A 10,043-nucleotide genomic window follows, 5' to 3' on the forward strand; every position below is an offset into this window, starting at 1 on the left:
CTTTTTGAAAATTTATTTTCTGAAGCGTTTCTTCTAAACTCCCGTCTTTACTGGCCTATAAAGGTAGCAGAGACTTACTTCAGGAGGCTTGCTGTTTTGCTTTCCCCCCGAAGCGGATGCGCATTTTAGGGAAATGAGCGCTCACGTCAACACTTATTTTGAAAAAGTTGAAAAAACTGAACTAACCGTCTATTTTTCGCTCAAATGTGATAATTAGTAGACAATATGGACTAATTACTAATAGGATAGGAATTCAGATCCTATAAAGTAGTAGTTCTTAAAGTAGTATTTGATCCTGCCGTTATTATATTAATGCTTAATATTAGTGATAGATGTTAAGGCTTGCGTAAAGGAATACGTATAAGAATGTATATAAGCGTAAATGACCTATGCTTTGTGTTCTTTATAAATGTATTAATACTGGTGGTGTCAGAAATTGACTACGCAATAATTATAAAGGTGGGTTTATGTTACGAACTCTTACACTGCTGTCTGCGGCAATACTAGCAACTCATGTTAGTCATACAGCAATGGCACAAGAAGTATCCTCAAATGATGTTGTTCAGCCACCCGCGTCAGCGAATGTAGAAAGCGCTGACCAGTCAAATCATTTTCAAACCGCCTTCTTAAGACGTCAAGTAAACCAAACTATGTCGGTTGGCAGAGCAATCAGTTCAATCGCTGGTCATTATCCGCAAGAGATTGTGTCTATTGTGGATATTGCTTTAGATACCTATCCAGACAAATACAGAGAGATCATTTTTGCTGCTATCTCTGCTCAACCTGCGTCTACTGAAGAGATTGTACAGCTGGCTATTGAGAAAGAAGTAAGTAGCTGCCCTAACATTGTTCAGTTAGCGATAAAAGCAGAGCCGACTTATGTCGACTTTGTTGTGCAGGCTGCTGCGGTTTCAACACCTGAAGAGCTAGATGAGATTGTACGCGTTGCCGTGCTTACTCAACCTGACGCAGCAGACAGTATTGTCCAGACATTATCGCAAGAACATCCAAATAAGATTGTCGATATCATGACAAGCGCGTTGAATGCTGTTCCTTTTGTTGGTGAGTATGTAGTGGATGCGCTTCTGGCCGTGTTTCCTAACGAAGCAGAAACGGTAGTTGAAACGGCGGTGAGAGAATCTGCGCAGCAGCGTGAACAAGTAATGCGTATTTTAAATACTGCGCAACACGCGGGTGTATCTCAGGATAAGTTAAAAGAATACGCTATGTCTGCCGGACTAAGCGAAGACGACTTTAATAGTGCACTGGGCAATTAACCCCCTACTAATTGATTTAAAAAAAACGGCGTATTGATTTACTCAATACGCCGTTTTTGTTTATAGCTGTACTAGTATCTTCAACCCTTACCTGCTTTTTAACAACAAGCAGCAAGCGATAGCAATCAAGCCTTCTTCACAATTAAACTCGATGTTTTCAAAAAAGCTCAGTTGTTAAGGGAGTGCAACATAGCGGCTTCTTTATAAAGGGTTAGTTCTGCCTTTAGTAAGTCCACTTTCGCTTTTATCTCTTCTATTTGGGCCTTAATTTCATTTTGTGCGCGGGCATTTAACACGAACATATCACTGTCACCTGCATCGAAACGTGTTTTTTCTACTTTAGAAAGGGTTTTCGCTAGCGCCGCATTTTCACTTTGAAGAGCAACAATGTCTTTCGCCTGCCCCCAATAAACTAGCGCTTGTTCAAAACGCTGAGTTATCGCTTGCTCAGTAGAGGTTAGCTTGTGCTCTAGCTCTCTTTGCTTTGACTGTAATTGGGCTTGTTCAGCTTTCGCCTTCCTGTTTCCTAAAGGGTAGGAAAACGACAGACCTACTTTTGTTTCGGTACCGTCTAAATTTGACGGACCAGAACCTATATCTCTTGCAACCGATGCTTTTAAATCTAGCTTCGGCAATAACGCGTTACTAGCCAGCGCAGCCTTGTTATTTACCACCTGCTGTTCTAATTTCATCACATCAAGTTCAGGATGATTACGAAGGGCATTGCGAAGAGTCATAAGCTGACCGTTACCAACCCAGAAAGGCCAGTTGATATCTTTCGGCGGGTTCGCTTCATCTACTATCAACATATCTCCCTTAGGTGAACGCCAATAAAAAGAAAGCATTTGAGCATGTGCGTCTCGCTTTTGCTTAAGCTCGGCAAGCAAAAGGCGCTGTTGCAAAATGTTGGCTTTAAATTCTGTCAGCACAACATTGGCTAAATCTCCCTTCTCTACGCGGGTCACCAACGCTCTTTCACGTTCTGTTGCGGTGTTTAGCAACTCTGTAACGGCATTGACCTGCAATGCGCTTTCGTACCACGCAACATATTCATTAACCCCTTTGTAAACAAAGTCATTAATTAAACTTGTCGCTAACGCTTGCCATTGTGAAGTCGCTAGCCCTGCATTGGCTAACTCCGTTCTACGCTTATCCAGTTCTCTGTTTTTAAGTAGGGAGATGGCAATGCCCACACTAGCCTCGCCGCCAGACAAGGTTTCGTAATCGGCTTCGTACACCGGGAAATCACCGTCTGATATACGGTACTCGGTATAAACTGAGCCATTAAAGTCTTCGAACGGATTCGAAAAGCGCTGCGTTAAATTAGTACCATCGTAATATCCGCTAACGCGGCTACTGGTTTTCTGCTCTATAAACGGATCAAAACTGCTTCTTGCTATTTCTAACTCGGCTGCAGCTTGATAGTTTCCTTCATTTATCGCCCTAACGTAGGGGTGATAGTTCACCATACTCTGGATAAGTGCATCGATTGATGGTGCATGCCTAGTATTTTTGTTTTGCGCTGCTGCATCAGAAACATGAGTGCTAATAACCGCAACAGTTGCAAGCACTGCTAATGTAAACCTTCGAATTACCATATTGATGCCCCAGTCCCCTTGGCTCCACCGGTAGTAGGCTCTTGCGTTGGTAATGGCGGGAAGTTGTTCAACTGTCGCCACATCTCGTAACCTAGACGCACCTCTTCTAATAGCACCCACGCTTTAACCCGGCTTCCCAAACGCGCAGAACTTTCAGCTGGCCAAGGAATATCAGACTCGTCAGGTCTAATCCACACGTTAAAATCGCCAGTAGCATTAGCAACAGGCTCTACATACACAACTTCACCACCAAAGGTACCTATTGCACTACCCGGCCATCCACTAAACTGAAAAACGGGCCAGCCATCAAATTGCAAACGCGCCTTTGCACCAGGCTTAACCAGCGGTGCGTCTAATCCTCTCACGGTAACGCGAACGCTGCGTTTTGCATCTGCTGGAATAAACTGCCCAAGAATATCGCCCGACTTTACGAACGTAGACACACCGCCTGATAGCAACCGAACAACCGTACCGTCAACGGGTGCATATTTAGTTTGCGTCGATTGGCGAGATAAAATCATGCTTACTTCATTAATTTCCGAAACAGAGGCGGCAGCTTTTGCTCGCAGTTCCTGCACTTTTATCTCGGCCTGTTCTACTTCTTTACGTGATACCAGCCCTTGCTCTTGCAGAGACTGTTGACGCGCCAGGTTGTTCTCAGCATTTCTTACAGCTGTTTCATTAGCTTGATTCTTTAAGTTCGCTGCTGAAAGCTGAGATCGCAGCTTCTCAAGTCGCTGCGCATCAATATCGATTAACGTAACGATTGGCTCGCCGGCTTTTATTTGTTGGCCTTCCCTTACGTGCCACTGCTTTACTTGTCCATCAACTAACGCATTTATTGGTTGGGTTCTGTCTTTAGGATCGAGCGAGTCGACCATACCGGTGCCATAAGCCGTTTGGATCCATGGTGTGAAATACAAAATTAATCCAGCTGCCAACACCAAGAAGATGATAACTCCGGTAATTACACGATGAAGCTTTGGCACTTTCAATGAAGGCAATGAAGTGATGTTATCTAAAAAGCGACGTTCTGCGTGATTCACTTACTCACCCTCCTTATTGTTCTTTGAAGCCGTGCTGCTCTCACTTGCGTTAGCAGCACTAATCGGTGACTCACCATTTGAATACTCATTTAACATTGCCGTTGCGTTATCGTGCAGATGCAACACACCTTCGAAACAATCTGGCAGTGGCATATTGGTAAAATACATGACGGTAAAATCATATTTACTTAAGCGTCGCAGAAGTCGCGCCCTCAACTCTACCGGTATTGCGTCGAAGTGCTGATTCAAAATGAGCAGCTTAGGTTTACCAATAATTGCGGCGGCAAGTTTAAGCAACAAAAACTCCAATGGCTGCAGCGGTGCCCCTAATACGGATACTTTAGTCTGCAAACCCTCTGGTAAGCTATCTATCACTTTGGTCATTTCTACTTCCTCAAGCGCAGCGCGAATATCCGCGATGGTTGCCTGAGGATGTGCCAACTTTAAGTAGCGCTCTACAGAAACTTCGATAATTAAAGAACGATCTAAAATGGTGACGGCCTGCCGTAACTCATGGGTGTCGTAATCGTTTAGGCTAAGCTCTCCTAACAAGATGTCGCCCGATTTAACGCGGTCATATTGCTTCAGCAATCCTAGCAGTTGCTTCTGCACCCAACTTTTATCAGTAGTAACAAAATACTTAGTGCCAGGTTCGAAGATAACATTGAGGTGGCACGCATCATTACCATGTTTAAGTTCAACATCGTTAAACACCAATTTAGAAGAAGCCGGTATATGTTCCGACGTATTGAGCTCTTCCTGCGGCATGTCAAGAGCGCCACCCAGCTTCTCGGCAGCGCCATATAACTCATAGTAGAGTTTTAAATATTGGGTAAAGCGAGACAACCCAAAGAAAACAGCAGACATCACAAGCTCAGCAGCCACTAGCTGACCAATAGAAAGCTCGCCTTGTACAACCAGAACACCACCGATACCAAGTAGCGATGCACTCGCCACGGCATACATCAATAGAAACATAACCACTTGTGAAAAGGTGTAGTGAAAGTGGCTTTTGTGCTTTTTCACATAGTTACTGATATAACCTTCGGTGCTGCGCCCTGCGTATTCAACATGATCAGCTGACTTAAAGAATTCGTGAGCAATTGCAATATCGTGTAGCCACTTTGCAGAATCGTATTTCGCGTTAGACAATTCAATAGCCGTGCGCTTAGCACCACGACCCCAAATTTTCCAAACCGCATACATGGTAAGTAAAAGCACCACATTAAACGCGAAAAGCGCTGGGTGGTAGAATGATACTAGAGTGAAACCTACCAGCATCTGTAGTACAAGCGCGAAACCATCAATCATTAAAGACGGCATATTCTTTTGAAAAGTCATTATGTCGAAGTAGCGCTGTGTAATGCTAACGTTTTGTCGACCTTCAAAAAAACTGTGGGGCGCGAGAATAGTTTTTAGCCCTAAGTCTGCGGTAAGACGAGCGTACACTTTACGCTCGTAGAACTCCATCACTCGCATACGAAGCGCGCTAAATACGCCAGATATAAATAAAGTAAGAAATAGAATGACGGCCAATATGATAACTGCCCGAGTTGAACCGATATTGGCGATACTGTTAATCAGCGTTTGAACCGCTATAGGTACCGCAAGGGTCATTAAACTTATTGCTACGCCGTATGCGATAGCAACCCAAAAAAAGCCAGCCTCTGGTTTCAATAGCGAAAATAAGGTCTTTCGCGTTTTACGTAAATCAATTGGTTTAGCCATAGTTGTGTCTTCAATATACCGCTAGCTTAAAAATCAGTGACGCGCCGTTTTTAATCGTACAAAAACAACGCTAGATAGTGTATTGCAATAGTTAGTTAGAATAAATCTGTTATATTCTTAATAGTTCATCGAAAATAATTGCGTTAATGAATAATGGGGTCAGAGTACATTTCTTGCCCCTAATATCTTAATAACCGAGTAGCTTGTTGAAGTATGCATCACCTAAACTACCATCATTTATATTATTTCTATATTGTTGCCCGTGAGGGTAGCATTGCGAAAGCCGCTAAATTACTCCACGTTACCCCGCAAACCGTGAGCGGGCAACTAAGCACCTTCGAAAATCAGCTAGGTTATTCCCTCTTTGATAGAATAAATAAACGCCTATACCTGAACGCGCGAGGTAAAGTAAGTTATCAGTATGCCAGCGAAATATTTCATAAAGGTAATCAACTAGCTGAAATACTTAACAATAGCGATGAAGTGAATACGAAAGAATTTGTGATAGGTATTACTAATGGTATTCCAAAAGTGCTGTTTTACGACTTTGTGCATGCCACCATGCGTAGGTTTCCACAGGTTAAATACGTGATAAAAGAAGATAGCTTCGACGGTTTACTAAAAGAGCTGGCTATAAATGCCATCGACTTTATTGTTGCCGACAGAGGCATAGCCCCTGGTACACAAATAAGCGCCAATAGTTTTTTCTTGGGCGAAAGTTCGTTGAGCTTCTTTGCTAAAGCACCGCTTACTGAAGAAGAGACTTTTCCAGAGTGTTTAAATCAAATGCCGTTACTGATTCAGGGGAATACTTCAGGAATACGACAAGCACTTACAAGTTGGCTTGAGACAGAACAGTTGTATCCCAAAGTTGTAGCCGAATTTGACGATACTGCTTTGCTTAAACTTTTTGGCAGTGAAGACTTCGGTGTTTTCTGTGCACCATCGGCCATTTCAAAGCACGTAGAAGAGCAATATGACGTGCACTGTATTGGTAACGCAAGAACACTGAATGAGAGATACTATGCCATTACTGGCAAAAGCCGTGCCGAGTACACGCTGAGTGAGCATATTATTAGCTCAGCACAAGGGCTCTTTAGCAAGTAGTTTAGCCTTTACATTTTTCCACGCAAAGTTCGACTTGTGATTCGCCGAAGCGCTCATCGAGCAATCGATGCGCTTCCATTTTAACTTTCGACCAGTCGAAACGTCCGCGACCGATGTATGCATTTTCGGCAAGCGTCTCGACCATCTCGAAGCACTCACGATCAACAACTTTTTTAACCATTTCGAAGACATCCTATTCCCCAATATTTTGTAGATCATATGACATTTGCTGTTTATCTGCCTCTTAACTTGGGTATCTCTCTATCGCATTTTGTATCGTGAGGAATAACATTAGGGGTATACAGAACACGCTTTGACAAGAAGGACAGAGTAACCACTCCGCCCTTGCGGTTGATTAGGCTGCAACGCCATCATCAATATCTTGCGCATATAAACTTAGCGTAAGTATCTTTTCCAACATAAAGCGAAGCGCGCCGTTTATAGGCATTAGCTTGTCGCCTAGCTCATAGTCTATCTGTGCAATCCTTTGTCTGCCCTCTGCGATCATAGGCGGCTTTAACAAGGTAGATTGAATAGCGCTATTTGCAGCGATATCCTCTATCAATGGCTGCTTCGATGCGTCTGCGGGCTGCAGTTGTATAGCAATTAGTGCAGCAGCATACTTATCGGGCACAGCTTGCTTAATAGTTTTGCAAACCGAGAGCGTGGCTTCTCCCGACTTTGTTTTGTAACCCCCAGCACCGAACATACGGCAAATGCCAGGTCGGTATTCGTAAATTCCGCAATAGCCTTCTTTACCGTCCAAACTTAAGCGTTGATATTGTTTACAGGCGAAGCCGCTGTAGCTGTCTAGCTCGTCAAACGCCTGTTCAGCCCGTCCTGTATCAAACAGATGAAGTGCTAAAGGCAGCATCTCCAATGGCGAAACTTCAATGTCGGGGTTATTGCAACATGCACCACATTTCTCAACACAGTTTAGTGACTGGCTAGATTGATATGCACTGAATTCTTGGGAAAGAGATTGGTAAACATCCATCACTTGGCTGGACAGCTCACGCAGCCTATTCATAACGACTCCGCTAATAAAAGCAAACTAAAACAAATATATGATCATGCTGGTGTAATGTAATAGGTAGCATGAGCTCAACACTTTATTTACTGGTTTTAGTAACCAGTGAACAGATAGCATTGGAGGCAGAAATGTACTCTGACCCCATAATTTAAAGCATGCTTCTTCCCCGCCGGGTGTGAGTGAGCTTGAGGCTTGATGGCAGGGGTTGAATTGGCGTGGATTTTATTTTGAATTTTGGGGTTTGGGAAGTTTTTTGTGAATGATCTTTGATGATTAAAGATACCGCAGCACTGACACGATAGGCATTTAGTTTGGCTCCTTGTCAGATTTTTGATCTACAAGCGTTAGATATAAATGAGTTGAGGACGTGATTGCAACTGTTGTTTTTTTGAACTACAATTATAGCTAAGTTTAGCTAAGCTCATTAGAGGTGTTGTATGCAGGCCAATATGCATGAGGCAAAAAGTAAGTTATCCCAACTTGTCGAACGGGCAGAGGCCGGTGAAGAAGTTGTTATCGCCAAGTCGGGAAAACCAGCAGTGAAACTAGTGCCTTTTAAAACAGAAAAAAAACGCATTTTTGGGCAATTCAAAGGCCAGGTTCATACGACCGAAGACTTCGACTCAAAAGAAGTTAATGAAGATATAGCAGATATGTTCGGTTTGTAATGAAAAGAATCTTACTCGATACCCACGTTTTAATTTGGTGGATGAACGGAGATGAGCAATTAGGTCATAACGCTCAAAAGCATATCTCTAATACTGAAAACGCCATTTATATCAGCGCCGCGTCTGTTTGGGAAATGTCGATAAAACAGCAGCTGGGAAAACTCACGGTACCAGACGATATAGAGTCGCTTATCGAAGTGTTAGGTTTTAGCGCATTACCTATCAATTTATTTCACAGCCAGCAAGCAGGAAGGCTGCCAATGCACCACCGCGATCCATTTGACAGAATGCTGATCGCCCAAGCGCAAGCTGAAGGGCTGCAGATTTTAACGAAGGACGAACACTTTCCCGCTTACGGGGTTAGATTGATTAACGCTTTAAAGTGATGGTTGGGATTGTTGTGCTGCACCGTTTTTATCTTCTTCATAACTCAGTATACTGACAACATAGATATTACTTTAAAATCAAGGAACGCTAATGAAGCCAGTTATTCTTGCAGGCGGTACTGGAAGCCGCTTATGGCCAAAGTCACGTGCTGCTTTACCTAAACAGTTTTTGTCACTTACTTCTGACAAAACCATGATTCAAGACACTGTGCAAAGGCTCGATGGAATCGAATCATTACCACCATCTATAATTTGTAACGAAGAACACCGCTTTCTGGTTGCCGAGCAAATGCGACAAATCAACGTAGACAATAGCGATATACTGCTAGAGCCAGTTGGGCGAAATACAGCCCCAGCGATTGCTTTGGCAGCTTTTCAAGCTATGGAAGATGGTGGCGATCCCGTTCTTTTGGTTTTAGCCGCTGATCACTTGATTCAAGATAGCGAAACATTTCAATTGAAGATAAAGGAAGCCCAAGCGTTAGCTGAACAAGGTAAATTAGTTACATTTGGCATCGTTCCTACTCAACCCCATACAGGCTACGGATATATTAAAGCTGGGAGTAAACTAAATATCGGCTTCGATGTGAGTGAGTTTGTTGAAAAACCTGATATGCCTACCGCTACTAAATACGTTAACTCAGGCGAATACTTCTGGAATAGCGGCATGTTTATGTTTAAAGCTGGCGCTTTCTTAAAAGCACTTGAAGCCCATGCCCCAGAAATATACACAACGTGTAAAAAAGCTATTGAGAAAACAGAAAAAGATCTCGACTTTGTGCGTATAGATGAAGAAATCTTTGCTTCTTGCCCGAGTGATTCGATTGACTATGCCGTAATGGAAAAAACATCGGAGGCGGCAATGGTAACACTAGATGCCGGTTGGTCTGATGTAGGCAGCTGGTCTTCTTTATGGGAAACAGGTGACAAAGATGAAAACGGCAATGTAACTACTGGCGATACGCTATTAGAAGGTACCAAAAACAGCTACGTAAATGCAGAGCACAGTTTAGTTGCAGTTATTGGCTTGGAAGACGTTGTGGTAGTTGAAACCAAAGATGCTGTAATGGTGGCTAATAAAAAGAATGCCGAACACATCAAAACCGTTGTGAACCGTTTGAAGGCTGAAAAGCGCCCAGAATTTGAATTTCACCGTGAAGTGTTTAGGCCTTGGGGCAGTTACGATTCTATAGACAATGG

At 43.2% G+C, this 10,043-nt stretch carries 10 protein-coding genes; 5 read left to right on the forward strand and 5 right to left on the reverse strand.

What is annotated here, in order from left to right:
• Window positions 1-467 precede the first annotated feature (467 nt).
• Window positions 468-1,277: a hypothetical protein gene (locus BIZ39_RS18890; protein WP_014977503.1), complete on the forward strand. Its 810-nt coding sequence runs from the start codon at window positions 468-470 to the stop codon at window positions 1,275-1,277.
• 167 nt (window positions 1,278-1,444) lie between these two features.
• Here BIZ39_RS18890 and BIZ39_RS18895 read toward each other — a convergent pair whose 3' ends face one another.
• From BIZ39_RS18895 to BIZ39_RS18905, 3 genes are read right to left on the reverse strand one after another with little or no spacing between them, the layout of a single operon-like run.
• A complete protein-coding gene (locus BIZ39_RS18895; RefSeq protein WP_316248267.1) occupies window positions 1,445-2,956 on the reverse strand; it encodes a TolC family protein in 1,512 nt (503 codons plus the stop codon).
• The gene (locus BIZ39_RS18900; RefSeq protein WP_014950851.1) at window positions 2,869-3,921 is read right to left on the reverse strand and encodes an HlyD family secretion protein; all 1,053 of its coding nucleotides are present in this window, start codon (window positions 3,919-3,921) and stop codon (window positions 2,869-2,871) included. The genes BIZ39_RS18895 and BIZ39_RS18900 overlap by 88 nt, the downstream gene beginning before the upstream one ends.
• The gene (locus BIZ39_RS18905; RefSeq protein ID WP_014950852.1) at window positions 3,922-5,649 is read right to left on the reverse strand and encodes an ABC transporter ATP-binding protein; all 1,728 of its coding nucleotides are present in this window, start codon (window positions 5,647-5,649) and stop codon (window positions 3,922-3,924) included.
• A 213-nt stretch (window positions 5,650-5,862) separates the two neighbouring features.
• Here BIZ39_RS18905 and BIZ39_RS18910 point away from each other — a divergent pair, with 213 nt between their 5' ends.
• A complete protein-coding gene (locus BIZ39_RS18910) occupies window positions 5,863-6,756 on the forward strand; it encodes a LysR family transcriptional regulator (RefSeq protein ID WP_187447717.1) in 894 nt (297 codons plus the stop codon).
• Window position 6,757: 1 nt separating this feature from the next.
• Here BIZ39_RS18910 and BIZ39_RS18915 read toward each other — a convergent pair whose 3' ends face one another.
• Window positions 6,758-6,937, reverse strand: a complete 180-nt coding sequence (locus tag BIZ39_RS18915) for a hypothetical protein (protein ID WP_187447718.1) — start codon at window positions 6,935-6,937, stop codon at window positions 6,758-6,760.
• A gap of 174 nt (window positions 6,938-7,111) precedes the next feature.
• On the reverse strand, window positions 7,112-7,786 hold the full coding sequence (locus tag BIZ39_RS18920) for a YkgJ family cysteine cluster protein (RefSeq protein ID WP_187447719.1): 675 nt from the start codon (window positions 7,784-7,786) through the stop codon (window positions 7,112-7,114).
• 440 nt (window positions 7,787-8,226) lie between these two features.
• Between BIZ39_RS18920 and BIZ39_RS18925 the strand changes: the two genes are divergently transcribed.
• The 3 genes from BIZ39_RS18925 to BIZ39_RS18935 all read left to right on the forward strand — a co-directional run.
• Window positions 8,227-8,457 (forward strand): type II toxin-antitoxin system Phd/YefM family antitoxin, encoded by a 231-nt coding sequence (locus BIZ39_RS18925; RefSeq protein WP_014980409.1) that lies wholly within the window; start codon window positions 8,227-8,229, stop codon window positions 8,455-8,457.
• On the forward strand, window positions 8,457-8,843 hold the full coding sequence (locus BIZ39_RS18930; RefSeq protein ID WP_187447720.1) for a type II toxin-antitoxin system VapC family toxin: 387 nt from the start codon (window positions 8,457-8,459) through the stop codon (window positions 8,841-8,843). Before BIZ39_RS18925 ends, BIZ39_RS18930 begins: the two co-directional genes overlap by 1 nt.
• A 91-nt stretch (window positions 8,844-8,934) precedes the next feature.
• Window positions 8,935-10,043, forward strand: a 1,109-nt coding sequence (locus tag BIZ39_RS18935; protein WP_187447721.1) for a mannose-1-phosphate guanylyltransferase/mannose-6-phosphate isomerase, incomplete at its 3' end; no start/stop codon positions are given.

It is taken from the genome of Alteromonas sp. BZK5, assembly GCF_014349115.1.
Taxonomy (GTDB): Bacteria; Pseudomonadota; Gammaproteobacteria; order Enterobacterales; family Alteromonadaceae; genus Alteromonas; species Alteromonas macleodii.

Excerpts from the sequence above, each read along its gene's own strand:
- BIZ39_RS18890 (WP_014977503.1), top strand. The coding sequence starts at position 468 with ATGTTACGAACTCTTACACTGCTGTCTGCGGCAATACTAGCAACTCAT.
- BIZ39_RS18905 (WP_014950852.1), bottom strand. The coding sequence starts at position 5,649 with ATGGCTAAACCAATTGATTTACGTAAAACGCGAAAGACCTTATTTTCG.
- BIZ39_RS18910 (WP_187447717.1), top strand. The coding sequence starts at position 5,863 with ATGCATCACCTAAACTACCATCATTTATATTATTTCTATATTGTTGCC.
- BIZ39_RS18915 (WP_187447718.1), bottom strand. The coding sequence starts at position 6,937 with ATGGTTAAAAAAGTTGTTGATCGTGAGTGCTTCGAGATGGTCGAGACG.
- BIZ39_RS18920 (WP_187447719.1), bottom strand. The coding sequence starts at position 7,786 with ATGAATAGGCTGCGTGAGCTGTCCAGCCAAGTGATGGATGTTTACCAA.
- BIZ39_RS18925 (WP_014980409.1), top strand. The coding sequence starts at position 8,227 with ATGCAGGCCAATATGCATGAGGCAAAAAGTAAGTTATCCCAACTTGTC.
- BIZ39_RS18930 (WP_187447720.1), top strand. The coding sequence starts at position 8,457 with ATGAAAAGAATCTTACTCGATACCCACGTTTTAATTTGGTGGATGAAC.